Origin of the sequence: Mastigocoleus testarum BC008, assembly GCF_001456025.1 — a bacterium.
GTDB lineage: Bacteria > Cyanobacteriota > Cyanobacteriia > Cyanobacteriales > Nostocaceae > Mastigocoleus > Mastigocoleus testarum.
On sequence record NZ_LMTZ01000084.1, the window covers coordinates 37,408 to 63,617 of the forward strand.

The following is a 26,210-nucleotide window of genomic DNA, read 5'->3' on the forward strand; positions in this document are numbered from 1 at the left end:
ACCAATTCAATAAATCATTGCAACAGATTCTCCGGTAGAGACGCGATGGGGAGCATCTCCTGAGAAACTTACACTCGAAAGCTTATAAAATCGTACTTTTTGATTTTATGAACGTGAGTTTCTTTTATATTTTGTGGAGGAGAACATCCAACCCCTCCTGACTAACTCCACAGAAATTTATTTGTCTCATGATTTTTCCAAATTGGTATTAGCGGTAGCATAACCATCAACCATTTGAGCTTTGTTTCGCCAAAAATAACATCCTTAAACGAATGCGATCGGTTCTCAACACCCAATAACCACAAATACCTTGACCAAAATCATATGTGTCAAGATTTATAGAATATGTAATATGCAGTTTACTAATAAGGCTTACCTGCACGAGTACGAAGATATCCTACTCGCACTAAAGACTTTAAAGCAATCGATTGGTGATAAATATCTTGCAAGTTGTTAAATACTGATATGTGACGTTAAGTTGTGCAATCTGCCGAAAACAATATTGACTGAATCCATAGCAGACTCTGCTGTTTTCTATTAGAAGTAATAATCACCTACATTCGTATGAATGATGGATAAAATCAGGCGAAATAATATAGGGTGAAATACAAGTTCAGCAAGAAATTAGAGTTAGCATATTATTCCTTGCTTCAAATTGACTATATGTTAAGGGATTTTCAAATTCTTATAAGTAGTTATCTACAATAACTTTTTCATCATTCAAATAACAAAAGTATCACAGCCAACTATTTAAAACCTGTATCTAATGCTAATATTATCAAGCTAATAATATATTTACATCAAAAATGCTAATACTTATAAAAAGAGAACCCATAATGACGAAGTCAACTTATACCTCAACTTAAATAATGGGCGCTCATCTCCATTTACTCAATTTGGGTTAGTTCTAGAATCATCAATACTAAGTATCTTTGTAGATATTCAGTTACATAATACTTGTAGTAACTATTATTGTATTTTTATTAACTTCTTCAAATTTAGGTATTTTCAGAATTCAACTTATATAACCGTAGTTGTATTCATTTCTATATATCAAATAATACGTTTGTCTGGGATATTCTTCTTAATATACCTCGAAAATATACTGAGTATTATTTTATAATTATCGATTATCAGACTTTTGTTTTTCTCTTTTTGACCTTACTGATTTCAAAAACAAAAAGTGCTTGGACGTGTTGCCGTGTTTCCACTCCAAGCACCCTTTGGTTTACACTTGCTCCTCACACACAAATCTAAGATATCACTGGTTTTACGAATCGACAAGTATGCTAGGTGACAGTTTTGGAATTGTACACAAATTTTTTTGTTGTTGTTTTTTTGACAAAATAAAAAGCGCTTGGACGTGTTACCGTGTTTCCACTCCAAACGCTTCTTATTTTTAACTTGCTCCTCACACACAAATATAAGATAGCATTGCTGATCCAAATGTCAAAAGCAATCAGGTGACACTTTGGTAATTGCCATATTAAGCGATTGGGGATTGGGAATTAGGGATTAGGGATTGGGTTGATTAATGTTTAATCCCTACTCATTACTGTGCGCTGTCGCGCCCCGCAATACCTATAGCTGCGCTACCTTGCGGATCCGGTACGCTACCGCTAGGCGCTAACATTACTTATTACTCATTATTCATTACTCACTGATTTTTCGTTCAATGCAAAAAGTGACGCATGCCCGTAAATATCATAGTTAAACCCAGTTCGTTAGCTGCATTTATTGAGTCTTGATCGCGAATACTTCCTCCCGGTTGAACAATGGCTGTAATTCCTTTCTCGGCTGCAGTTCTCACAGAGTCGTCAAAGGGAAAGAAACCGTCACTAGCAAGGAATGACCCTTTGGTTTTTTCTCCAGCTTGTTCCAAAGCTATTTTCGCAGCACCAACACGGTTCATTTGTCCTGCACCAATACCTAAAGTTGTACGATTGGCTGTAATGACAATGGCGTTAGATTTAACGTGTTTGCAAACTTTCCAAGCAAATAATAGTTCTGCGAGTTCGTCATCTGTGGGTTTTCTTTCTGTGACAATATCCCATCTGTCAGGATCTACAGTTGCATCATCTGATGCTTGGATCAGTAAACCACCGGCAATTGCTTTTACCGTTTGTTTGGGACCATGATTTAAATCTGCTAAGGTTAAAACCCGTAATTTTGATTTCCCTGCAAGGATTTCTTTAGCTTCTGGTTCGCAACTTGGTGCAACCACACATTCCAAAAATGTCTTAGTTAGTTCGGTTGCAGTTGCTGCATCAATGGGGCGATTGAGGGCAACAATTCCACCAAATGCTGAAACTGAGTCAGCAGCAAGTGCTTTTTCGTAAGCTTCTTTGAGGCTGTCTCCCAGTGCGACACCACAAGGATTAGTATGTTTCAAAACTGCAGCTGCTGGTCGAACTGTAAATTCAGAAATTATTCGCCGCGCAGCTTCTAGATCCACTAAGTTGTTATAACTAAGTTCTTTTCCTTGAAGTTTTTCGGCAGCTACCCACCCACCATTATTTGTACCTGTTTGGTACCAGGCTGCACTTTGATGGGGATTTTCACCGTAACGAAGAGCTTGTATTTGAGTGCCAGAAACTTGAAAGTTTAGGGGTAATGTGGATTCAGTATCTGAAGTTTTGAGGTCTGAAGTTCCTGAGTTTGAAGTTTCTGGGTTTGAAGTTTCTGGGTTTGATAGTTTGGACAAATATGTTGATATTGCCTGATCGTAATTAGCAGTGTGAGAAAAACCTTTCAAAGCACACTTTTGTCGAAAATTCAGGGATGCTTGACCGTCATTTTGTCGTAATTCTTGTAAATAATCTTCGTATTGTCCTGGATCGCAAAGAACTGTAAGGTGAGCAAAATTCTTGGATGCAGCCCTTAACATTGCTGGACCGCCAATATCTATCTTTTCTATTGCTTCCGATAAAGTTACCCCCGGTTTAGCGATTGTTTCTTCAAATGGGTAAAGATTAACTACAACTAAATCGATGGGATGAATTTGATTATCTGCTAAATCTGTCAAATCTTGGGGCACATCTCGACGGGCTAGAATTCCGCCATGAATCCGAGGATGCAGAGTTTTAACTCGACCACCTAAAATTTCGGGGGATTTCGTGTAGTCTGAAACTTTCTGAACGGTTATACCAGCTTCTTTTAAAGTTAAAGCTGTACCTCCACTGCTGATTATTTCAAAGTTAAATTCTTCAACTAAGCTTTTTGCTAAGTCAACTAAACCTGTTTTGTTCGATACGCTCAGCAGTGCTAGACGTGCCATATTTTCCCCGTTTCCTTTGGTAGACGTTCTTAAGAGCTGAAGATTATTTTACAAACTGTCAAGACAACTATGAAACAAAGAAAGCTATAAAAGTGAATATTTTTATTAATATCTATGAAATCAGTTAACAATATCAGTTAATATCAGTCTTTTTTTATATTGCTACAATTCTTTTGCAGAAGGGAACAGGGAACGGGGAAGAGGTTCAAAAAATTGATGTGTAGCAGTGTTTTTTGAAATTTAGTATAGCTGTTCGCTTTTCGGGGTGTATTTGATTCATCATGGCGCAGTCCGGTACGCTCCCATAGGTAACAAATTATGGTATTAATTTCTTGAAAATCCTTAACTGTTATGGGAGGTGGCTCTCTGTCTTTAGAAGTAATTAGCATACCCCCAAATACAGGGGATGCACCCAAAGCTTTAATTGTAATGTTGCATGGATGGGGAGCGAATTCCCAAGATTTAGCTCCACTTTCATCCTTGTTAAATTTACCCAACTATCAATTTCTGTTTCCAAATGCTCCTTTTCCCCATTCTCATTCATCTACCGGTAGGGCTTGGTACGAACTTATGAATGAAAGAAGTGGGGAGGGTTTACCAGAAAGTCGAAAAATGCTGTTGGACTGGTTGCAATCTTTAGAAAAAACCACAAATGTACCTTTATCGCGGACAATTTTAAGCGGTTTTTCTCAAGGGGGAGCAATGACATTAGATATTGGCTTAACTTTACCTTTTGCCGGTTTAGTTTCCATGAGCGGATATTTGCATCCCAATCTAAATTTTGTAGGTAAAAATTCTTTTCCACCCACTTTAATTATTCACGGCAGAAACGATGAAGTTGTACCATTAGCTGCTGCAATCAATGCAAAAGAAACTTTAGAATCAATGGGAGTTGCTGTCCAGTACCATGAGTTTAATATGGGTCATGAAATTCAACCCCCAACGATAGAATTATTTCGGAATTTTGTCACCCAAATGATTCCTGATTGAAAGTTACATACTTTTTACACATTCGAGTAAAAATCCGGAATATTTTCACGAAAAAATTCCCGCTCAATGAGTAATATATATTGGGTGGCAACGTTGGTTGCACTCAACCGGTGCTGGATGGTTTAGTCTGCTAAAGGGAGGGGCAATTATCATGAAGGTTTTGAGTATTTCTAAAAAAGACATTGCAGCAATGACTCCGACTGAGGTTGATAAATTAGCCGAACGCTTGGAGCAAGATAATTACAGCAATGCTTTTGAGGGTTTGAATGATTGGCATTTGCTACGAGCTATAGCTTTTCAACGTCCAGAGTTAGTTGAATCTTATATTCATCTTTTGGATTTGGAAGCTTACGACGAAGCATAAATGGGGCATAAATACTTGTATTTATGGCTTTATAATTGGCTAATAGTTAGTAGTTAGTAATTTTTTGATAAACACAACCAAAACAACTAACAACTAACTATTACCAGTTTTTATGTCTGATTCAAAATTAAAAAAGGTTCTTGTGGGGGTTGGTGGTGGTATCGCCGCTTACAAAGTTTGTGAAGTTGTTTCCACACTTTTTAAAGCGGGAATGGAAGTGCGAGTTATTCTGACTAATTCTGCACAAAAGTTTGTTGCACCTTTAACTTTTGCAACTCTTTCTCGCCATCGAGCTTATACTGATGAATTGTTTTGGAGGTCGAGTAATCCCCGTCCATTACATATAGAGTTGGGGGAATGGGCAGATGTATTTGTAATTGCTCCTTTGACGGCTAATACTTTAGCAAAGTTAGCCTGTGGAATTGCTGATAATTTATTAACAAATACTGTTTTAGCTTCCAAGTGTCCCATACTTTTAGCTCCAGCTATGAATACTGAGATGTGGGAGCAGCATACGGTCAGGGATAATTGGGAAAAATTATTAACAGACAGCCGATATCATAGTATGGGAACGGCATCTGGTTTGCTGGCATGCGATCGCATTGGGGCGGGACGAATGGCGGAACCAGCTGAAATAGTTAGTCATGTTTATTCTTTACTGCACACAGCAGGGGAACGGGACTTATTTGGGAAACAGGTTTTAGTTAGTGGGGGTGGAACTAGAGAATATCTCGATCCCGTTCGATATATTGGTAATCCTTCGACGGGAAAAATGGGGTTAGCTTTGGCTCAAGCTGCTTTACATCGGGGAGCAAAAGTAACTTTGGTTCACGCTCCAGTCACTTGGGAACTACCTTTGGGGATAGAGGCAATTCCTGTGGTTACATCTGAAGAAATGCAACAAGCAATTATGTTATATTTACAGATTGCTGATGTCATTATTATGTCGGCTGCTGTAGCGGATGTCAAACCACGTCAGTATAGTAAGCACAAGTTACCAAAGTACCGCTTACCAGACAGTTTAGCTTTGGAACCTGTCACGGATATTATTGCTGAAATTGCCAGACGCAAGCAACCCCGGCAAAAATTAGTTGGTTTTGCTGCACAAACGGGAGATATTGTCACTCCTGCATTAGAGAAGCTGCAACGAAAAAGTTTAGATGCAATTATTGCTAATCCCATTGACCAACCCGATAGTGGTTTTGGTTGCGATACAAATAAAGCCGTATTTTTAGATCGGTCGGGACAAAAGATAGAAATTCCACCTTGTTCTAAGTTGAAAATGGCACATCATATATTTGATTTTTTATGAAGATTTTTTTGACATGACACCTTGTAGAGACGTTCTAGAGTCTGCGACGTCGACGTTAGCTTCTGTGAACAATTTAGTTTTATGTGAATCTTATTGGATTAAATTCATGACTTTTTGTCACTATTACACATCACACAGAGATGATTCTTATTATCAAAAAAATTGACTGTCAAAGGGAGGGAGAAGGGAAAAAAGAAAGGCCAGAGGCAGAGGGTGAAAAGATAGAAAATCAAGGGATACTAAGTAATCCCCCATGACTCGCCGCCGCAGGCTATACGAAAACCAACATTATTGCTGACAATGTTGCGCCCCGCCCAACCATAGTTTTTGCGGTACGCGGAATAGCAGAGATAAAGATAATTGCTCCAGGAACCGCCCCGCAGAACTCGATAAGGATTATTGTCAATCCAAGCGCTACCATCACTAGGTGCGCCATTATAATTTTCATGCCAAGTATCTTGACACCATTCCCAAACATTACCGTGCATATCGTACAAACCAAAAGCATTGGGAGAAAAACTCCCCACCTCTATTGTTTGCCCGCGATATTGAACCTTGAGTGCATCATCATTGGTACAGGTAGTACCATCATAATTTGCTAAATCAGTGGTAATTGTCTTACCAAAGTGAAATGGAGTTGTAGTTCCAGCCCGACAAGCATATTCCCACTCAGCTTCACTGGGTAAACGGTATGTCTTTTCTGTTTTCTCTGTTAATTTTTTGCAGAACTCTGTTGCATCATTCCAACTTACAAATTCTACTGGGTGTTTTTCTCCTTTTAATCGAGAAGGATTTTTACCCATAATTTCTTGGTACTGTGCTTGAGTCACTACAAACTTACCCATAAAAAAGGATTTGACATTGACTCTATGTTGAGGACTTTCATTGTCTGCAGGTGAACCCATAAAGAACTCACCACCAGGAATTTCCACGATTTCCAAAGTGACACCGTTGCCTAAATCTTCTGTAAAGTATTTGGCGCTATTGGATCGACGGTTAGTAATTTCTCCCTTTGTATTAACTGTAACTACTTCGAATTTAAAATCTTTGAGCATGATCGCATTAGGTATTGGTGAGTGTTTCTGAAATTGCTACGTCATGAGTTTCTTAAACATTGCCTTCAATTCAACTTTTACAAGATCTAATTTGCATTTCTAAAAGAGCCACACCCGTTTAAATGTCTCAACTAAATGATTTAAAGGTTCTTGAGCAAATTTTTTTAATAAAGTTTTTTAGAGATTCTTTTCATCTCTACAACGACTTGGGAGATTTTTTCGGTCAACATAGCGCTACGCGAATAAAATAGACCACGTCCTTGCAGTTAAAGTACTGAGAAAATTCCAATTAAAAAATTCCAATTAATTACTTTTCCCCAAGTAACAATGACAATTGGGCTTCTCAATTAATGACTCCACCAAAGCATTGAGAGCAACAGCAGCCAATAATCCACCCCCAAGCGTCCCACTGGTAGTAATATATTCAACGCCCGACCGCATTAACCGCCGTTTTGCTGCTGGAGCGTGACTAAAGCCAATAGGCATGCCAATAATTAATGATGGTTGTAGTTGTCCTTTTTCAATTGACTTTAAGGCTGATATTAATACTGATGGTGCATAACCAATAACTAAAATACACCCAGGAGCAAGCTTTTTTAATTGTCGATCGCATTCCCCACTTTGCCAAAATTTTCTTTCGGCTTCGTCTACGCTATGAATGTGCGGATCTTCAATTATTGTTTTGACATTACAACCTAAATGTGCAATACGAGTACGATCCACAGCAGCGACAACTGGAGAAACATCAGCAACAATTTCACACTTAGCTTTGAGATTGTGACGAGCGGAAGCGATCGCACCCGAACTCAAACGTACAAAGTCTATCAAGCTGACATCACCGCAAGCTAGTACTAATTTGGAAAGTAGATCCCTTTCAATTTCATTCTTGTCAGACAAATCTGGTAATAGTCGTTGCAAAGACTCACTAAAATCTTCGGGGTGAGCGTCACAAGCTGCATCTAAGCCATCCCAAAGTTGTTCTAATTCTTCTAAACCAAAACTAGACTCGATTTCAAGTTGTCGTAATTGTCCCAATGCTTGGGCTTGAATATTTTGACAACAGCGATCGCGTCCGAGTAAACCTTCTAACGCTGATGCTGTTTGTCGCAAACGCACTAACTGTTCCATCACAGATTGATATTGCTGTTGCAGTTGAGTGGTTAAGCTGTCAAAGTTTGTTGCTCCGGGATTAGTCGCTAGTAATTTGCGGATATGGTCGAGTTGAAAACCTTGGGATTTTAACGCCACAATTCGCCGTAAATGGCGCACATCATCATCTGTATAAAGGCGATAGTTCCCTGAAGAACGTTGTGCTTGTGGTAATAATCCTAACTTGTGATAGTGCCTAACCATCCTCGGAGTCAAACCACCACCAACTTCTTCTGTTAATTGCTTGATTGTTAAAAGTTGAGTTGCCATGTTCTTATTTTAGCCCTTGACTTTAACATTAATGTCAAGGTTTAGGGTTGAAGATGGGGCATGGGGTATGGGGCAAAGGGCATAGGGCATGGGGCGTGGGGGATCGGCTATGGGGAAATTAACCAATTGCTTATACCCATTACATTACTTAATTCTCCAATGCCCAATTCTCAATGCCCAATTCCCAATGCCCAATTCCCAATTCCCAATCTCTCATGACTACATACTCTCTTACTAAACCAAACTTCAAAAAAATCTTTGCCGACCATCCAGAAGCTGTAGCCGCTGCTACTTGTGCTGTATTAGTTTTAATAGGATGGCTTTTCTTAGCATTTAATTGGATCGGATTGGCTTTATTTGTGCTTCCTGCAGCCTATGCGATCGGTGGTTATGAAAGTGCGAAAGAAGGTCTAACCACTCTGATTGAAGAAAAGGAACTCGATGTCGATCTATTAATGATAGTTGCGGCGTTAGGTGCTGCTTTTTTAGGTCTTTGGCGGCGAGAATATCATTTAATCATTGATGGTGCGGTGTTAATTCTGATTTTTGCTATTAGTGGAGCCTTGGAAGGTTACGCCATGCAAAAAACAAACCGCGCGATCGCAAGTTTAATGGGTTTAACTCCGGATACTGCAAGATTAATGTTGCGCGATCGGGAAAAACAAGTTCCAATTGAAAAATTACAAATAGGTGACAGACTTTTAGTTAAACCAGGAGAATTGATCCCCACCGACGCCCTAATTGTTGAAGGTGCTAGTAGTCTCAACGAAGCTTCCATAACAGGAGAGTCATTACCAGTAGAAAAAAGTATTGGTGATGAAGCCTTTGCCGGAACTATTAATGGTGCAGGAGCATTAATATTAGAAGTAAATCAACCGCCGGAAAGTAGTTTAATTCAAAGGGTAATTCGTTTGGTGGAACAAGCCCAAACCGAAGCACCTCCATCACAGATTTTTATCGAACGTTTGGAGCGTGGTTATGCAAAAGTAATTGTGATATGTGGTGTATTGCTGATTATCCTCCCCCCATTTTTATTCAATTGGGATTGGGAAACAACTATTTATAAAGCTTTGATTTTTCTGGTCGTGGCTTCTCCCTGTGCGCTAATGGCTGCAATTATGCCAGCATTATTATCGGGTATTGCCAATGGAGCACGACAGGGTATTTTGTTTAAGAATGGGGCTCAGTTAGAATTAATCGGCAAAATTAAAGCGATCGCCTTTGATAAAACTGGAACTCTCACTACCGGAAAACCTAAAGTTAAAAAAATAATTCCTGTTGCGGATACAGATGAAAATACAGTTTTACTTAATGCTGCGGCTGTAGAAGCTTATTCCGAACATCCCATAGGTCAAGCAATTGTCCAAGCAGCTAGCGACAAACAGTTAACTTTACCACCGACAACAAACGCAGTTGCTCGCACCGGTTTTGGTATTAGTGGTGAAATTGCTGGAAAACAGGTCAAAGTTGGTACTGCTAAATTTATCGAACCAGAAATCTCTCAATTACCTGCATATTTTCCCAAAAATCTTGTTACAGCAAGTGAATGTCTAAAAACACAAGGTAATACTATCGTTTGGGTTACTTCAGATTCAGAAGTTTTGGGAATGATTGCTGTTGCAGATACAATTCGTCCTGCTGCTGAAACGATCGTCAAACGCTTAAAAAAACTTGGTGTCAAGCAAATAATTATGCTTAGTGGGGATAGCGATCGCACCGCTCGTCATATTGGTCAGCAATTAGGGATCGATGAAGTTTATGCAGAACTTCTTCCAGAAGATAAAGTAACGGTTATTCGTCGTCTGCAAAGGGAATATCAAACAGTCGCCATGGTAGGGGATGGGATCAATGATGCACCTGCTCTAGCTACAGCTTCTGTGGGAATTGCTTTAGGTAATGCGGGTAGCGATATAGCTTTAGAAACTGCAGACATAGTTTTGATGGCAGATCGTTTAGAAAAAATCATCAGTGCAATTCGTCTTGGAAGGCGTGCAACCAAAGTAATTAAACAAAATATCATATTTGCACTATTTAGTATCGCCATCCTACTAGTTGCTAACTTTACTGCTGGGATAAATCTACCACTAGGAGTTATAGGTCATGAAGGTTCCACAGTACTAGTTACCCTTAGTGGCTTACGCTTACTTAGAAATACAAAGCAGTAATTCTTTTTTTGGAATGGATCGGGATGACGGTCTTCAAACAGAGATTTTATGTTATTCCGGCAAAAGTAGAGACGTAAAATTTTACGTCTCTTTTCAGTAAATGTCTAATGCACCAAAAAATTAAGAACGCTGAGAAAGAATCACAGCGAACCATTTATTCGGATCGGTAAAGACTTTCACTGGGTTTAAACCATTTGTCTTTAGTTGTTCTTGAATTAGATTTAAGTCGAATTTACGAGAAATCTCCGTGCGGATAGTTTCACCAGCTTCAAACTCAACTTTGAGATTTAAAGCTTGTAATTCAACAGTTTGCGATCGCAAAGAACGTAGATGCATTTCAATGCGACTTTCTACATCGTTAAAAAATGCCCAGTGTTCGAACTGCGATCGATTAAAATTACCATTGAAGCGCCAATTTAAATGGTCGAGAACATTCAAATTGAAAGCTGCTGTAACGCCTGCTGAATCATTATAAGCAGCTTCAATAATATGCTTTGGTTTCCGTAGATCTACACCAGCCAAAAAATATTCTCCTGGTTGGAGAGATCCAGTTATTTGAGAGATAAAAAGATCGAAATCAGCAGGTTTTAAATTTCCTAATGTTCCGCCAATAATACAAATTAAGCGACTTGATAATTTGCTCGATTCTAGTTTTTCTAATGCTAATTCATAGGTTCCAGCAAGAGCATGAATTTGCATCGAAGGATAATCAGCCAATAATTGTCTGGCACTACTTTCTAAGATCCCTGCGCTAACATCAATTGGAAGATAACGCAAGGGATAACCTAAGTTTTTATAAGCATCTAACAAAACACGAGTTTTTGTTGAGCTACCACTACCCAATTCAACAAGTTCACAAGCTCCTGTAATTTGAGCTATTTCACTAGAATATTGCTCTAATATTGTCTTTTCAGTTCGCGTAGGATAGTATTCCGGTAATTCACAAATTTGTTCGAAGAATTCTGAACCCTTATCGTCATATAAGTAGCGAGGTGTAAGGGTTTTGGGATTTTTAGTTAATCCCTCAATTACATCAATTCCAGCAGTGGAAGAATGTTTTGGTTTGACTTCTAGCAAGTGCTCCAAGCGTAAGCGCTCTTCAAGATTTTTCTCGGAAATATTATTACTGCTGGTAGTTGAAAAAGATGCCATTAAACCTCCAATAGCTTAACGTGAAGGATTACTAGGGATAGTAAACCTTAACAAGAATTCAGTTATAAATTACCGATTCTAGATAGCGTCACGTCTAGCGAGAATTTATTTTGGGACTATCTTTTGGAGATTGTCTCATTAAATTGAGCTGCTTTGAATTATTAGTTTAGCAATACAACCAATAACTGTACACTCAATCTCAATCACCAAGGCTCATTCAGCAATACTTAGAGTGTGTAATTATTTTTTTTAATGTAATTATTGTTTGATTTCGAATATATATTTGCTATACCACAATTTAGGTAATACAAAGCAAAAAAGTTTCGGCAAATTGATAGTAAAAAGTTGGTAGAAGTTACAAACCAATTACTAGGAAAAATTCTACATTTAGCGATCGTCAATTACTGACTCTTAGCACAGCGAAAGCCAGCAAAAATCTGTCGCACCCCAGGATGATACCAATTGCGAAAACTGCAACGCAGTACCCAAGGACGAGTCGCCCAACTTCCACCTTTCAAAACTCGATGTTTTTGGTCGAAATAAGCTTTTGAGTAACCTACATAAGGATAATTATTAAAACCTTCATAAGCATGAAACCAAGTTGTGGTCCATTCCCATACATTACCTAAGGTGTCATATAAACCGTAGGCGCTCTGTCCCGATGGATAAGCTTGGACGGGAGTTGTTTTACCATTAGTAGTGTCGTAGTTACAATCTTGTTTTGTGGGAGTTTTGTCTCCCCAAGGGTACCTTCTGCTATATTTTGCTTCTGCATCCCACCTTGCAGCTTTTTCCCATTCTGCTTCTGTGGGAAGTCTTTTACCTATAAATTTGGCATAAGCAGCAGCCTCATGATAGCTTACACCGCAAACAGGATGATTATCCCACATTGAGTCATCTTGCCAGTACAGGGGTTGTGTTACTCCTTCATTTTGTAGCCATTCCCAACCTTCTTCAGACCACCACTGAGAATTTTGATAGCCTCCAGCTTCCATAAATTGTCGATAGTGGCCGCAGGTAACGGGATATTTATCTATATAGTAAGTATCCGTATATACAGTTTTCTTCGGACCTTCGTTATCCAAGGAATCAATGCGATCGCAACCCCTTTCAAACTCTCCGGCTGGAATTTTCACTGTTTCAGGGGAAATCAAAGTACCAAAGTCATTACCAATTTCTAGATTTTGTTGGTAGGTAGATAATTTTACAGATAAATTTGCAGTGAAGGCATTAAAATTTTGATTGGCGATCAAATGTTGAATAAAAGCAATTGTTTCGCTATGCTGACTTTCATGTTGAATTAGAAAACGCCACAAGCGTTCTTCCCGTTCCAAGTCAGCAATTTCTAAATACTCTAATACTCTGCTGCGAATGGTGTCCAAATAATAACGAACTTCCTCAATATCGGGTAGATTGACACGTTTTGATTTTGGTAATCCATTGGCTGCAAATAGTTTACGGTGTTGGGGGAACAGAGGAGTTAAACCCGCACTGTGTTCTAACAACCATAAGGATTCAGTATAAGCAATATGCCCCAAATGCCAGCCCAAAGGGCTAAAATCAGGATGGGCTTGATAGCGAAAAGTAGCTTCATCGATACCTTCAAATAAAGCCAAAGTTTTGTGACGACATTGAACAAAGGTATGAAATATTGCTTCTTTAATCGCCGCTTTAGTCAGACGGTTATTAAATTTGCTGTATTTGGATTTCAAGATTTTTCCCCACACTCATAATGCTATTTTTTGGGAAAGACGTCCATTTTCCCTCGAATAAAGGTTCAGAAGCAATGACTACAGCACCGGAAAAAGTAGAATCTTCTTTTAGCCAATAAAGCGAAGGAGGGTTAGACTTGCTACTAAAACGCGAAGCAACAATTTTATTCCCATCACTAAGTACTAAGTTAGCGTTGATGTAAGTTTGATACTTTTTTGCCCAATCCTTCAGGGTAAGTAAAGTTACACTTAAAACCTGCTCTAAAGTTTTACTGGGGTTAGCTTGCCAATAATTTAGTATAAAAGCAAAAATATGCTCTGAATCTGTAGTTCCATCAATCCATTTGTACAGTTCATCGTTTAATTCTTCACGAATGGGGATGTAGAGCGTCTGTCGGAAGTTGTTTATTTTACCATTATGAGTAAAAAGTAAATCCTTATACCTAAAAGGCTGACTATTACTAAGATCTAGTCCTTGACCGGGAGTTGCACTGCGAATATAGGACAATATACATTCTGATTCAACATAGCGACTGAGATCGGGAAGATTTATATCATTCCAAATTGGTAAAACACTTTTGTAAATAAATGGTTCATTACTCTTGGTTGCATCGTACCAGCCGATTCCAAAACCATCAACACTTACATTTCCATAAATCATTTCTTTCGGTTGGTAGCTCTGAACGATCAAGGAATTTTCATGGTTGTAAAGTAGATGTTCTAAAGAAACTGGCGAACCGATATAAGCAAGTAATCGACACATAAATTTCAGAAATAATCAAAATGACCTATGGTCAAGTTACACTAACAGGAGTCAGAAGTCAGGAGTCAGAGGTCAGGAGTCAGAATTCAGGAGTCAGGAGTCAGAAGTCAGGAGTCAGGAGTCAGAAGTCAGGAGTCAGAATTCAGGAGTCAGAATTCAGGAGTCAGGAGTTATAACGATGTTGTATTCAACGCTTTTAGGGTAAATAAGAGTACACCAATTAAGAATTATTGATAGTGATACCAATTTGGAAAAATAATGAGACAGATAGATTTTGTAGAGACGTTGCATGCAACGTCTCTACCGGAGAATCTGTTGCAATGATTTATTGAATTGGTATGAGTTCAAAATTCAAAAATAAGAATTAAAAAATAAAAATTACAACATATAAGTCATGAAATAAAATAAAGCAGAATAAATAAATTCTCTAATTAATCTTCTATACAAAGTTAACTTAAAGTTTATATTGTTAAAATTATATCTGCCAACCTAACATTTCAGATAATTAATACTTCAGATAATTTATTCTGCAATCCTAAAAATCAGATAGAGCCACTCGAAAACCACATACCCTTACACCACCGTCAGCTTCATTCCAACTGCGACTTGCACTGCGACATAATACTGGGCTAAAACTCCAAGAACCACCCCGAAGCACCCGACGATGCTCGTCTCCCCCTAATTCCCAAACAGAATTATCAGCAGGTGCACCATCATAATTTTTGTGCCAAGGGTCAGCGCACCATTCCCAGACTAAACCATGCATATCAAACAAACCAAAGGCATTCGCCACCTCGAAGCTTCCTACCGGTGTGGTTTCTTTACGTTGTTTTCCTTTGGGTTCAAAAGCATAAGTATCTGCACCGCTACAGTTTGCTAAATCGGTAGTAATTGTTTCACCAAAATGAAATGGCGTAGTTGTACCGGCGCGACAAGCGTATTCCCATTCACTTTCACTGGGTAAACGATACTTTTTCCCGGTTTTGTGCGCCAACCGGGTACAAAATTCTTGAACTTCAGCCCAAGATACATTTTCTACGGGGCGACTCATACCTCTAAATTTAGAAGGGTTAGGATTTAAAGGTTTTTTAACTATTGGTAAAGCCGCAACAGCTTTCCATTGGGCTTGAGTAATAGGATATTTACTCATAAAAAAAGACTGGATGGTTACCGAGTGTTGGGGACGCTCTCCTGGATCGCCTTCATATTCTTTAGAACCCATCATAAAGGTACCGTCTGGAATCGCAACCATTTCCAAACTGACACTGTTATTGATTTCTTCCCGATATTGTTTGGCTTGACTTTGCAGGCGTTTAATTTCTCTTCCACCAGCATCTACCGTCACCACATTAAATTTAAATATTTCTAATGGGGGCGGTACGGAGTTTGAAATATTTTTTGAGGAATATAATTTATCTTCTGATATTTTAACCGAACTAGAAAAATTGGTAACGGGGTTAGAATCAGCCTGACTCAAATCCCGAGCATTTAAATCCTGTAATACTTCCGCCGCTGATTGATATCTTTCCTTTGCAAGATTTTTTAATAATTTGTCGAGAATTTTCCCTAAGCGATCGCTAATTCTCACACCTCGTTTCTTTAATAATTCTCTCCATAACCACTGACCACCCATGGGATCGTAAAGTGGGTCTTGTAAATTACCACAGGTATCTTGCACGGGCAAACATTGGGTTAAAAGTCGGATGCAAGTAACGCCTAAAGCATAGAGATCGCTCGCATTACAGGGGTATCCCGCCATTTGTTCGTTTGGAGCATAACCTATGGTGTATATTGCTGTAGCCTGTCTCGCTAAACTGGTTTGCGTCACTTGCTTTGCACCACCGAAGTCAATTAAAACCAGTTTGTCATCACTTGCACGGCGGATAATATTTTCTGGCTTGATATCGCGGTGAATAATATTCCGTGAATGGATAAAGTCTAAAACAGGTAATAGGTCTTGTAAAAAATATTGGATTTTTGCTTCCGTAAATGCTTGTTTTTGTACCTCTTGATACAGGGTTTCTCCTTCAATAAACTCCTGAACCAAATACAAACTAGCACCTTGCTCAAAGAAAGCTAACAATCTGGGAATTTGAATATGATTTTCTCCCAGTTCATATAATCGAAAAGCTTCCTCCTTAAATAGTTGAGCGGCTTTGATTCTGGCTCCCGTTCCTTGAATCTGAGGCAAAAACTGTTTAATTACGCAAGGAGCATTTAATCGATCTACATCCTCTGCGGCGTAAGTTCGACTGAAACCTCCTTCACCCAATAACCTTAAGACAACATAACGATTTCTTAATAATTCACCAAAGGTATTTTGTCCGCAACTAACACAAAATTTATTTTCAGCTGCGTTAAAGGGGTTGGAGCAATTGGGATTTTGGCAAATTCGCATAGCAAGCAAAAAAACACATCTTTTCCAAAGCTAGCCCCAAGATTAAATAAATTAAAGTATTGTTGGTAATTGGTAATTGGCAATGGGTAATTGGTAATTGGTAGTGAGAAGATGAAAAGCATTTCTTCATCACACTACTTGATTTCTTTATTTCCCTGACTCTCCTGAATTTTGTGAATTTCCCTTGTCCTAATAGCAAAACTTACCCCCACCGAGCTAAAGTACAATCTAGTGGGGTCTGTTTTGTTTCAACTTATGTCCTACGGACACGCTCCGCTAATGACTTTTGACTTTTGACTTTTTACTTCCGCGTAGCGGTACTAAATTTGTTCGCCAGTCAAGCTAAAAGCACGGACTTCGGTAATTTTAACTTTTATTAACTTTCCTTTAAGTTCCTTGATGTCACCTGCAAAGAAAGTTAGACGATTACCCCTTGTACGCCCCATTACCTGAGTTTTATCTTTGGGATTTTGGTCTTCCACCAACACTTCTTCAATGCGTCCCATGTAACGCCCGGAACGTTCTGCAGCTTTTTGAGCTACTAGGTGATTTAAACGTTGGAGGCGATCGCTTTTTACTTCATCACTTAATTGGTTTTCCCAAAATGCTGCTGGCGTACCCGGACGGGGTGAATATGCTGCAGTGTTTAACTGGTCAAAGCCAACGTCTGCTACTAACTTCAAAGTATTCTCAAACTGTTCTTCCGTTTCGCCCGGGAATCCAACGATCGCATCTGCACTAATTGATGCATCTGGCATATACTCCCTGATTTTGTCAATGATGCGGCGATATTTTTCGTGGGTGTAACCCCGTCTCATCTGTTTGAGTACTTCATTATCTCCAGATTGAAACGGAATATGAAAATGTTCGCAAACCTTAGGTAATTCGGCACAAGCCTTAATTAATCTTTCAGTAAAATAACGGGGATGGGAAGTCGCAAACCGAATGCGCTCAATTCTCTCAACGTCATGGACGTGATAAAGCAAATCCGTGAAGGTATGTTTGTGACGACCTTCTGGGGTCACTCCCGGTAAATCTCGTCCATAAGCGTCGATATTTTGTCCGAGCAAGGTTACTTCTGGATAACCCTGTCGTCCAATTTCTTCCATTTCTGTACGAATGGCTTCTGGCGTCCGGGACTGTTCCACACCCCGCACATTGGGAACTACGCAATAGGTACAGCGTTCGTTACAGCCATAAATCACATTTACCCAAGCCGTTACCGCACTATCACGACGGGGCTTGGTGATATCTTCCATAATGTGAACTGGCTCAGTCGCCACAACTTGACCGCCATCGAAAACTTCTTCTAGTAAATCTTTCAGACGGTTAGCATGTTGCGGACCCATAACCAAATCTAATTCGGGTACCCGCCGTAATAAAACTTCTCCTTCCTGTTGAGCTACACAACCAGCAACAACCAATGTTAAGTCCGGTTGAGAGTGCTTGCGTTTTGCTTGGCGACCGAGATAAGAGTAAACTTTCTGCTCGGCATTATCCCGAATCGTACAGGTATTGTAAAGAATTAAATCGGCACTATTCGGGTCTTCCGACCACTCAAAGCCCATGTCTTCTAGAATGCCAGCCATGCGCTCTGAGTCGGCTTTGTTCATCTGACAACCAAAGGTGGTGATGTGATAGCGACGGGTTTGTAAAGTGGTCATAATGCAGCTCAACTGATTAAACGCAGGATGAAGGCAGTTTTACATTAAATATAGTTACTAATTAAGGTAGACCTAGCTGGCTACGAATATTAGTTTTACAAGATATTATTCTTGCTGGATTAACTATGAACCCTCATATAGATGATGCTGTTGGCGAATTAAAAAGGGGTCTGACCCATCAGTTCTAAATTGTATTAATTTTCTGGATTTCAGTTCCTTGGAACTGACTTAGGATTTTAGCCCACAATTTATTACAGGACATAAAAACAACGCAATATTCAGGTTTTGAGGGCGAGGGGTTTAACCCTGTGAGAATTGACCAACAGCATCATAGATTTTTTAGTTTATTTTTGTTAGTTTTTCTGACTAACTTTCCTGACTACTGGCTAATATTAAGGTTCGTCCACCTTTTAGGCATTGAGCTTGAATAATCAGTGCTTATGTATTAGTAAAACTTAGGATCGATTGTATATTATCGACTAAATTTACCTACATTTATCTAAAATTTTGGTAAATAAATTTTCAGCATACTATTAAAGTGTAAATTTGTCACTAGAATTGGGGACTGGGGACTGGGAACTGGCGATTGGGGGATCGGTTACCATTTACCAATTAACTGTTCACTGATAAACAATCAATTAAGATGACGGCTAGTATACACAAGAAATAATATTCTTTAGCTAACTTCTATAAGTAAGATGACTCCAGATAGGATTCCAAACCAAGTGAATTATTCTGTAACTCCAGATAAATTTGATGCTGTTCTGTTTGATTTAGATGGCGTACTGACAGCAACTGCAAAAGTTCATGCAAGTTGTTGGAAAAAGACCTTTGACGAATTTCTTCAGCAACACGCCAAAGAAAACGATATTCCATTTCAGGCTTTTGAAATTGAAACAGATTACAAACTTTATGTGGACGGTAAGCCCCGTTATGAAGGGGTAAAAAGTTTTTTAGAATCGAGAAATATTCACTTACCCCAAGGTTCCCTTGAAGACGATCCCACAGCTAAAACAATATGTGGTGTGGGTAATCGTAAAAACGAATTCGTTCATTTAGTTTTAGAAACAGAAGGTGTTGAAGTATATTCTGGTTCTGTGGACTGGGTAAAGCATCTCATGTCTGAGGGGATTAAAACTGCGGTAGTCTCATCCAGTAAAAATTGTGAAATTGTTCTCAAAGCTGCTGGAATTATAGAATTATTTAAGATTCGAGTTGATGGTAAAGTTGCAGCTCAGTTGAAAATTCCAGGTAAACCAGCACCAGATACTTTTCTTAAAGCGGCTGAGATGCTGGGTATAGAACCGAAAAGAGCGGTGGTTGTAGAGGATGCAATTTCCGGCGTTCAAGCAGGTAGCGCTGGTGGTTTTGGATTAGTAATTGGGGTTGATCGCGAAGGAGATGCGCAAGCTCTTAAAGACAATGGAGCAGATATTGTAGTATCTGACCTCAGTGAGATGCTGACAAATAGTTCTGCTACTTCGTAACTGGTGATTGGTGATTGGTGATTGGTGATTGGTAATTGGTAATTGGTAATGGGTAATTGGTGATTGGTAATGGGTAATTGGTAACTATATTTACCCAATCTCCATTTACCCATATGCCGCTTGCGGCGGCACGCAGTGCTTATGGCTAACGCCACGCTTCCGCTAACGCCTATCGCCAATCCCTAATTCCTAAAAGTCATAGCAGATGTTTATCTTCTACTTACCCGTGCAGGTTCAACCCACTCATCCCAAGAGCTATCATAACCATCATAGGTAATTTTGTAGCCATTACCACTCACTTGTAAAATTCTTGCTGGGTACCATTTACCTTTCCAGCGAACATTGACTGAGCTACCAGTCCTAAAATATGCGCGGAAGCGTCTAGAACCAATCCATTCATTCCAAGAACTATCATATCCTTCGTAGGTGATAAAACATTTCTGACCGCTGACATCCAATACCTTTACTGGATACCATTTTCCCTTCCATTTAGCCTCGGCTTTTTGTCCTCGAGTGCATATTGGTGCTGATGCAATCGCAGAATTGGGTATAAATGTGCCAGCAAAAGAAGTTACCACCAAAGCAGCAGCAAACATTAATTTTTTATTTTTCATTTTTTCCTCAATGATTTATTAAATCTACATTTTTAAAAGTGAGTTTTCTTATCACAATGATTACTGAAACTCACTGCTATAGCTTCATCTCTCAAAAGCAATCTACACCTCAGCAAAAGCTACTAATTTATATTTTTTATCTGTAAAGATACCTGTAATATATTTAGTTTATTAGCTTGGATTTCACTTCCATTCAACCTAAAATAGTGATAGCTTTCGTTTATTTGTTTTACAAGATTTATACCCTTTTAATAAGGGAAGCTAATGAGAAATCGCTTAAGTAAGAATAAATCCACCCCATCTCAGACAGGGTGGATAAAATCATTAGTAATATTTCAATACAGGCAGAGCAAATTCAAAATTGTATTGCCCAATGCTTACCAATATTTTGCCGTTATAGCAATCGAAGGGCTGTTATCAAATACCTTGATGAAACTGATGTTGATGCTCTCGTTGTAATACCATGCATTTTCAGCAGAATTACTGAGACGATTAGCCCGTTCTTCAGCTGTACCTCCCGTAATTATATCAAGCTTTTCTCCAGCAACATGAACGCTATACAAAGGACCTGAATTTCCTTTTTGCTCTGTGGGATCGTGTAATATTGCCACGAAGAAATATTTCTCGTACTCGGGTGTATATTTGTCGTGGACGCGCTCTACTTTAATCTCCCGCGTCTTTTCACCGGTCTTGTTGTGGGTAATTTTGACTTCGCGATATTGACCTCTTGCTTCAGAATCACCACCTTCTTCGAGAGCAATGCTCGGTGCAGAAGAACGACTTACACCATCATCTAAGTACATGGTGTACTCCCCTTGCGATCCTGGGTAGATGTTTAGGGTAATGGGATTGGGCTTACCTTCTGCATTCAATTGTCCCACATATTGTTCCAGTTCAATGGTGGGGATAATTGCACCCTCCCGCACATACATGGGAACGATAAAGTTAATGTGATTATCATGGGTATTCAGATTAGCATCAAAATCCCGAATGGTTGTACCACCTTCTACTGCTGAAGCTAAGGGCATGGTATTGTTCATGAAACCATACCAGTTACTATCTTGAGGTAGATAGACATCCCGCTTACCATTGTTATTATTTTCTGTCTGGGGTCGCAGAACCGGAGCAATTAGCAGATCTTTACGGATAAAGAACTCGTTGTTTAGAAATGCTTCTTTATCGTTGTAGAGGGATTTATCGTTAGGAGCATTCAAAAACAGGGGTCGGCAAATAGGGAGTCCATTAACAGTGTTTTCAAACAGGCTATCGTAGAATAACTGCATTAGCCGATAGCGCAATTGAATGTAATGCTTACAAATCGGCAGAACCATGCGGTATAAGTCTTGAGGCTCTGGTATATTACCACCCTTATATTGCTCAAACCATTCTACATATTGGAATGGTTCTTGGAACTCTTTGCGCCCTTTACGAACGTAATGGTTTCGGAACCAAGGTAAAAATGCACCAACAGCAGTCCAGCGAATCATTAGTTCTGGACTAGCCCATTTACCTTCATCAACTGCTGAGGCTTCAAAACCACCAATATCTTGCCCTGATACAGCCAAAGCATTCATCCCCAAGGATAACACTTGAGATACGTTCATCTGGAGGAAATCCCAGTCGGAAGAGTTATCCCCTGTCCACAAGCCAGCAAATTTGTGAGAACCGGTAAAACTTCCTCGCCCAATAATAAAGTTGCGTTTATTTTCTCGTCCTGGAAGTTTATTCAATCCTTCATAAGTAGCTTTGTGGAGATTATAGGAATAAAGATTCCATACCTTGATTGCTGCTGTCTTTTTGGGCTCAATTCCCGGTTGGAAATCATCTGTTATTAGTAAACGGAAGGGAAAGCCCTTCATGTCTCCACGGAAATCACGAATTGCAGGTGTGGTCATATCTTGCCAAACAAATTCTAAACCTGTGTTAAACAGATATTGATATTGCTTACCCCACCATTCACGGACTTCTGGTCGATTTAGATCAGCATAATGACCTGTAGTTCCTAGTTGATTCCCATAAGCATCATTTCCGTAGTAGACTTCGCCAATGTAAGGTTGACCACTGTTGAAACCTTCTACATAACCATTGTTAGGACAGTATTCATTCCCACCACCATAAAGTTGGTAGTATTTGCTTTGAGGATTGTCAGGCTGGTAACGCTTATCTAATACGAAATAGTTTTTATCCCGTCCCTCAGTGTATGTGGTATAGTTTTCATCTTTATTACTAATCACTGGGGTAATGTTCGTACAACACTTAACACCCTGATTCCTTAAATTACCAAACATTTCCTCTGGATTGGGGAATTTAGTGGTATCTATGGTGAAAGTCTGGTAGTTATGTTGAACATCAACGTCTACTGCAAGCCCATCAAGGGGAATTCCATAATCACGGTACTTATTAACAGCCCATTCGAGATCGCTTCGGTGTTCATAACCATAACAACCTTGATGATATCCCAAAGCATAACGTGGTTTCAATGCTGGGTGACCTACAATTTCGGTAAAACTATCCAAAATTTCAGTTGGACTCTCTCCAAGGAAGAAATAATAGTCAAGGTCACCAAAACGGGTGCCGAACATATAGCGACTGGAGTTGCTATATCCCACATCGACAAACAGTTGACTGGGGTTATCAATCAGAATCGCATTAACGCTATTTTTATCCGGAACGCCATTAAATTCATAAAAGAAAGGATCTGAGTGGTAGAGGGGTTCGCGATTATCTAAAGGTCCAATGTTATAGACCTGTCGATACCGCATATTATCGAAATTGAAATAATTCAATTGTTCGGTATTTTTGCTGAGTGATTGACCCCCTTGTTCGCCAAATCCAATATATTTGGCAGTTGCTGGCTTATGAACTGCTTGAATTATGGCGTAATTATCTTTCTCTTGTGTTCCTTCTTTTCCTTCAGGGACACTGCCATTTCTCGTATAATAAATACCAGTTTCCGCTGTTTCCCAGACTTTATATTCTTCACCGTTGGAACTGTTGAATACTTTTATTGCAAATGGGTCTAGAGTGACAAACACCGTCATCTCAATCCCATTGGACTGTTGCTTTTCTTTTGTTTTTAACTTGATTTGACCGCTTTGTTGCGTGCAGTATACATCAAATTTCTCAAGTTCTGGTAATGCCCATCCTGTCTCTTCTCTCGCCCTTTTGTGGTCTTCGTCACAATCGAAGTGTTTTGCAACTACCAAGCGAGTATTACTTGACTGATATTCAGCTTTTGTGGATTTTGCTGGGTTAAAACGCACTCTGAATGTATCGTGTTGAGAAAAGTGGAGTAGCATCAAGCACTTTCCACCCTCACTTTTATTAAACTCAAGACTCAAAGTTTTTGTCTTTTCATCAAAGGAATGAGAAACAACTTTCTCTAACTTTTCCCATTCTTGGTATCTGCCAAAATATTCTTCTACTTTGAGAAATTTATAGACGCGATCGCTTGGAAAAATTTCGTTGGACATAACTTGATTATCAGAATTCAACAACATTCAAAAAAAAACAACTAAAACAAATAAAGTAAGACTAAGAATGAAAGATATAGATTTCTCAGCACTTATTTAGAGGTTTTAATTGGGTGATACTCGATCGCCATCCAGATGCAATCTGTATCTGCGTAATATTGATGCCACGGATAAGTATACTTTTGGTGTTTGTGAACTTGACAAAAAGGAAGAACGGTGGTGTATCCCTCACTCATGAACAGATCTTCATAGAGAGTTCCAAAATCGTCTTCTTTAAACTTCTGCATTCTTCCCTTTCCAAATATTTGGGTGTGAATCTCAATGAAGTCATGTTGGTTGTGGATTGCACAATCGCTAAGGGAAGGAGCATACCAGAGGTTAACTTTAAGAGAGAACTGTTCTTTCCAATCGGGCTTACTCGATTGTCTTGTCATGAAGTAAGGATCGATTTCTATGATTCCTGCTTCATCTTGGGGAGACTTATACAAGGGTACATCTTTGGGAAAGCCAGGATCGAGATTACCTAATATATCCCACTGAGATTCAAAGATAATCTTGCCGATGTTTTTAGTCTCTACCACTTCCAGCAAAAGTAAAGATTTTGCTTCCTTAACTACTGTATCGTTGAGGATGGTAGATGAAAAAGCAGGAATTATGCTGATATTTGCTTCCTTTAAGTAAGCATCTGATTCTTGGGGATTTACGGCGATAGTACGGTTGTTGATGTAATAATTTTCTACATTTTCAACGTACTTAGCTTCTATGTAAGCACCGGAAAAGTTAAGCTGTTTGACTTGGTTAGTTTTCATCAGTTTTTGAGTTTAAGGGTTTTTGAGCTTAAATAACTCATTAACGGAACTGTAACTGAAGGGATTGTGTTTGACTAACTGAAATGTCCTTACGCGGAGCAAAGTCATTGTAATGAACGACGATAGATGGATTATCTGCAGTGTAATACCCATCTACAGAGTAACCGATAGTGGCAAAATCTAAACGCCCATCACCATTGAAATCAGCAACAGCTATACGAGCTGCTGAATCCTCAGAGACCCGCCATTTTGCAAAGACGCCATTTTTAATATCTATAGCCTTGTAATAAAAGACTCCTTGCCAAGGCATCGGACCTCGTAAAGCAACGAGGAATTCATCATCTCCATCGTTATCAAAATCTGCACAAATCACGAAATGTCCCGGTCCTTCTCCTATCGGATTGGGGTCTGCGTAGACATCGAGTACAACTCTTTCCCACTGTGAACCGATGAGAGAATTTTTGCTCTCATTGTTATCTTCTGTTTTATAGTAAACAGCAACAGTATTGCCATGAAATGGCTCGACAGTAGGGATGTAAGCGAAAGCATCATCTCCTATTTTACCTGCGTCAACATTACCACTACCTTTATAACCCGTTCGATTTACTTGGGTTAGTTCCCCTATGCCGAGGGTCTTGCCATACCATACGCCATCTTCAGGACTGAAATAAACCCAAGTAATTCCTTCTTCAGAAGCAATTAGAGCAGAATCAAGATTGGAGCCAAATTTACTACCATATTTCTTAATCGATACGCCATGAACAACGTGAAAACTAATTACACGAGCATCGTCATCATTTGGATCTGGCTTAGTTTGATGCTCGTCATAGTAACTCTTGTCATATATTTTAAGTCTTTCTTCCTTCCACTCTGTGGCTCCATACAAGTCATCTGGTTGAGTGAAAAGTAAAGTTGGTGTAATGGAGTGAACATTATTTGGTCTTCCCACAATTGGAAGTGCTAAAACTTGAAGTTTACTTTCCTGTGTAAAATGACCAACCTTCAAACGATGCATGGAGGTAGCTCTACCAATATAGTGGCGCTTCCAATAGGGCTCATCATTGCCTGGGTTTTCCAGCCAATCTATTTTGCCTCCATCGGGGTCACAGTTGACCATAGTTAAACCATATTGATAACAAATGATCACATCATCTCGTCCATTACCGTTAACATCTGCATGATGCATCCCAACTGGACCAAGATACTTGGCAATTAGTGTCTTTTTCCAATCATTGTTTCGATACCAATTAACCTCACCTTGACCCATTCCATACCCAATGATGTCTGCTTTAGAACCACCATCAATATTGAGTGCTTCAATCCAGTAGCCGTCCAGGCGGCGATCTTCTACAAGCTGCCGTTTGAACTTAGGGATAAGAGGTTTGTACATAATCGTTTTACCGACTGACTAGTAAAATATCTTGCGTGTCAAGTTATAATTTTCTGTGCAGATAAAATAGGATTGATTTTTACCTTTTATTTATCTACACTGTCAGAGAATTTCTATAGAGTAATCCCTGAGCTTCTAACTTGTTTGAATTTACATATGCGACGTG

General features: G+C 39.2%; 18 protein-coding genes. 6 read left to right on the forward strand and 12 right to left on the reverse strand.

Going from position 1 to position 26,210, the window contains the following annotated elements; genetic code table 11:
- Positions 1 to 1,672 precede the first annotated feature (1,672 nt).
- Positions 1,673 to 3,277: a bifunctional phosphoribosylaminoimidazolecarboxamide formyltransferase/IMP cyclohydrolase gene (gene purH / locus BC008_RS13515; protein ID WP_027844695.1), complete on the reverse strand. Its 1,605-nt coding sequence runs from the start codon at positions 3,275 to 3,277 to the stop codon at positions 1,673 to 1,675.
- A gap of 351 nt (positions 3,278 to 3,628) precedes the next feature.
- Between purH and BC008_RS13520 the strand changes: the two genes are divergently transcribed.
- From BC008_RS13520 to coaBC, 3 genes are all read left to right on the forward strand, one after another.
- Complete coding sequence (locus BC008_RS13520) at positions 3,629 to 4,267, forward strand: alpha/beta hydrolase (RefSeq protein WP_058183588.1); 639 nt, start codon at positions 3,629 to 3,631, stop codon at positions 4,265 to 4,267.
- Positions 4,268 to 4,418: 151 nt separating this feature from the next.
- Positions 4,419 to 4,631 carry a protein IsiD gene (gene isiD / locus BC008_RS13525; RefSeq protein ID WP_027844696.1) on the forward strand — a complete coding sequence of 71 codons (213 nt, stop codon included), beginning with the start codon at positions 4,419 to 4,421 and terminating at the stop codon, positions 4,629 to 4,631.
- Between the two features lie 112 nt (positions 4,632 to 4,743).
- Entirely contained in the window at positions 4,744 to 5,943 is a 1,200-nt protein-coding gene (gene coaBC, locus BC008_RS13530) for a bifunctional phosphopantothenoylcysteine decarboxylase/phosphopantothenate--cysteine ligase CoaBC (RefSeq protein ID WP_027844697.1), read from the forward strand.
- 239 nt (positions 5,944 to 6,182) lie between these two features.
- On the opposite strand, the gene BC008_RS13535 is transcribed toward coaBC, so the two are convergent.
- Positions 6,183 to 6,998, reverse strand: coding sequence for a formylglycine-generating enzyme family protein (locus tag BC008_RS13535; RefSeq protein ID WP_036266550.1), 816 nt, complete (start codon positions 6,996 to 6,998; stop codon positions 6,183 to 6,185).
- Positions 6,999 to 7,301: 303 nt separating this feature from the next.
- Positions 7,302 to 8,417 (reverse strand): precorrin-8X methylmutase, encoded by a 1,116-nt coding sequence (locus BC008_RS13540; RefSeq protein ID WP_027844698.1) that lies wholly within the window; start codon positions 8,415 to 8,417, stop codon positions 7,302 to 7,304.
- Positions 8,418 to 8,632: 215 nt separating this feature from the next.
- Between BC008_RS13540 and BC008_RS13545 the strand changes: the two genes are divergently transcribed.
- Entirely contained in the window at positions 8,633 to 10,582 is a 1,950-nt protein-coding gene (locus BC008_RS13545) for a heavy metal translocating P-type ATPase (protein ID WP_027844699.1), read from the forward strand.
- 120 nt (positions 10,583 to 10,702) lie between these two features.
- Here the strand turns inward: BC008_RS13545 and egtD are convergent, their stop codons facing one another.
- From egtD to egtC, 3 genes are all read right to left on the reverse strand, one after another.
- The gene (gene egtD, locus BC008_RS13550) at positions 10,703 to 11,734 is read right to left on the reverse strand and encodes an L-histidine N(alpha)-methyltransferase (RefSeq protein WP_027844700.1); all 1,032 of its coding nucleotides are present in this window, start codon (positions 11,732 to 11,734) and stop codon (positions 10,703 to 10,705) included.
- A 401-nt stretch (positions 11,735 to 12,135) separates the two neighbouring features.
- The gene (gene egtB / locus BC008_RS13555; RefSeq protein WP_036266553.1) at positions 12,136 to 13,413 is read right to left on the reverse strand and encodes an ergothioneine biosynthesis protein EgtB; all 1,278 of its coding nucleotides are present in this window, start codon (positions 13,411 to 13,413) and stop codon (positions 12,136 to 12,138) included.
- Between the two features lie 7 nt (positions 13,414 to 13,420).
- On the reverse strand, positions 13,421 to 14,209 hold the full coding sequence (egtC, locus tag BC008_RS13560) for an ergothioneine biosynthesis protein EgtC (protein ID WP_027844702.1): 789 nt from the start codon (positions 14,207 to 14,209) through the stop codon (positions 13,421 to 13,423).
- A 20-nt stretch (positions 14,210 to 14,229) separates the two neighbouring features.
- Here egtC and BC008_RS50475 point away from each other — a divergent pair, with 20 nt between their 5' ends.
- Positions 14,230 to 14,385 carry a hypothetical protein gene (locus BC008_RS50475; RefSeq protein ID WP_201026121.1) on the forward strand — a complete coding sequence of 52 codons (156 nt, stop codon included), beginning with the start codon at positions 14,230 to 14,232 and terminating at the stop codon, positions 14,383 to 14,385.
- A gap of 359 nt (positions 14,386 to 14,744) precedes the next feature.
- Here BC008_RS50475 and BC008_RS13565 read toward each other — a convergent pair whose 3' ends face one another.
- The gene (locus BC008_RS13565; protein ID WP_027846678.1) at positions 14,745 to 16,607 is read right to left on the reverse strand and encodes a bifunctional serine/threonine-protein kinase/formylglycine-generating enzyme family protein; all 1,863 of its coding nucleotides are present in this window, start codon (positions 16,605 to 16,607) and stop codon (positions 14,745 to 14,747) included.
- A 320-nt stretch (positions 16,608 to 16,927) separates the two neighbouring features.
- Positions 16,928 to 18,271 carry a tRNA (N6-isopentenyl adenosine(37)-C2)-methylthiotransferase MiaB gene (miaB, locus tag BC008_RS13570; RefSeq protein WP_027846679.1) on the reverse strand — a complete coding sequence of 448 codons (1,344 nt, stop codon included), beginning with the start codon at positions 18,269 to 18,271 and terminating at the stop codon, positions 16,928 to 16,930.
- 698 nt (positions 18,272 to 18,969) lie between these two features.
- Between miaB and BC008_RS13575 the strand changes: the two genes are divergently transcribed.
- The gene (locus tag BC008_RS13575) at positions 18,970 to 19,758 is read left to right on the forward strand and encodes an HAD family hydrolase (RefSeq protein WP_058183589.1); all 789 of its coding nucleotides are present in this window, start codon (positions 18,970 to 18,972) and stop codon (positions 19,756 to 19,758) included.
- 209 nt (positions 19,759 to 19,967) lie between these two features.
- Here the strand turns inward: BC008_RS13575 and BC008_RS13580 are convergent, their stop codons facing one another.
- The 4 genes from BC008_RS13580 to BC008_RS13595 form a co-directional block, all read right to left on the reverse strand.
- The gene (locus BC008_RS13580) at positions 19,968 to 20,372 is read right to left on the reverse strand and encodes a Tudor-knot domain-containing protein (RefSeq protein WP_027844674.1); all 405 of its coding nucleotides are present in this window, start codon (positions 20,370 to 20,372) and stop codon (positions 19,968 to 19,970) included.
- Between the two features lie 377 nt (positions 20,373 to 20,749).
- The gene (locus tag BC008_RS13585; protein ID WP_027844673.1) at positions 20,750 to 23,845 is read right to left on the reverse strand and encodes a TIM-barrel domain-containing protein; all 3,096 of its coding nucleotides are present in this window, start codon (positions 23,843 to 23,845) and stop codon (positions 20,750 to 20,752) included.
- 92 nt (positions 23,846 to 23,937) lie between these two features.
- Positions 23,938 to 24,654: a hypothetical protein gene (locus BC008_RS13590; protein ID WP_058183590.1), complete on the reverse strand. Its 717-nt coding sequence runs from the start codon at positions 24,652 to 24,654 to the stop codon at positions 23,938 to 23,940.
- Positions 24,655 to 24,694: 40 nt separating this feature from the next.
- Complete coding sequence (locus tag BC008_RS13595) at positions 24,695 to 26,044, reverse strand: FG-GAP repeat domain-containing protein (RefSeq protein WP_063800767.1); 1,350 nt, start codon at positions 26,042 to 26,044, stop codon at positions 24,695 to 24,697.
- Positions 26,045 to 26,210: the final 166 nt, after the last annotated feature.

Excerpts from the sequence above, each read along its gene's own strand:
- purH (WP_027844695.1), bottom strand. The coding sequence starts at position 3,277 with ATGGCACGTCTAGCACTGCTGAGCGTATCGAACAAAACAGGTTTAGTT.
- BC008_RS13520 (WP_058183588.1), top strand. The coding sequence starts at position 3,629 with ATGGGAGGTGGCTCTCTGTCTTTAGAAGTAATTAGCATACCCCCAAAT.
- isiD (WP_027844696.1), top strand. The coding sequence starts at position 4,419 with ATGAAGGTTTTGAGTATTTCTAAAAAAGACATTGCAGCAATGACTCCG.
- coaBC (WP_027844697.1), top strand. The coding sequence starts at position 4,744 with ATGTCTGATTCAAAATTAAAAAAGGTTCTTGTGGGGGTTGGTGGTGGT.
- BC008_RS13535 (WP_036266550.1), bottom strand. The coding sequence starts at position 6,998 with ATGCTCAAAGATTTTAAATTCGAAGTAGTTACAGTTAATACAAAGGGA.
- BC008_RS13540 (WP_027844698.1), bottom strand. The coding sequence starts at position 8,417 with ATGGCAACTCAACTTTTAACAATCAAGCAATTAACAGAAGAAGTTGGT.
- BC008_RS13545 (WP_027844699.1), top strand. The coding sequence starts at position 8,633 with ATGACTACATACTCTCTTACTAAACCAAACTTCAAAAAAATCTTTGCC.
- egtD (WP_027844700.1), bottom strand. The coding sequence starts at position 11,734 with ATGGCATCTTTTTCAACTACCAGCAGTAATAATATTTCCGAGAAAAAT.
- egtC (WP_027844702.1), bottom strand. The coding sequence starts at position 14,209 with ATGTGTCGATTACTTGCTTATATCGGTTCGCCAGTTTCTTTAGAACAT.
- BC008_RS50475 (WP_201026121.1), top strand. The coding sequence starts at position 14,230 with ATGACCTATGGTCAAGTTACACTAACAGGAGTCAGAAGTCAGGAGTCA.
- BC008_RS13565 (WP_027846678.1), bottom strand. The coding sequence starts at position 16,607 with ATGCGAATTTGCCAAAATCCCAATTGCTCCAACCCCTTTAACGCAGCT.
- miaB (WP_027846679.1), bottom strand. The coding sequence starts at position 18,271 with ATGACCACTTTACAAACCCGTCGCTATCACATCACCACCTTTGGTTGT.
- BC008_RS13575 (WP_058183589.1), top strand. The coding sequence starts at position 18,970 with ATGACTCCAGATAGGATTCCAAACCAAGTGAATTATTCTGTAACTCCA.
- BC008_RS13580 (WP_027844674.1), bottom strand. The coding sequence starts at position 20,372 with ATGAAAAATAAAAAATTAATGTTTGCTGCTGCTTTGGTGGTAACTTCT.
- BC008_RS13585 (WP_027844673.1), bottom strand. The coding sequence starts at position 23,845 with ATGTCCAACGAAATTTTTCCAAGCGATCGCGTCTATAAATTTCTCAAA.
- BC008_RS13590 (WP_058183590.1), bottom strand. The coding sequence starts at position 24,654 with ATGAAAACTAACCAAGTCAAACAGCTTAACTTTTCCGGTGCTTACATA.
- BC008_RS13595 (WP_063800767.1), bottom strand. The coding sequence starts at position 26,044 with ATGTACAAACCTCTTATCCCTAAGTTCAAACGGCAGCTTGTAGAAGAT.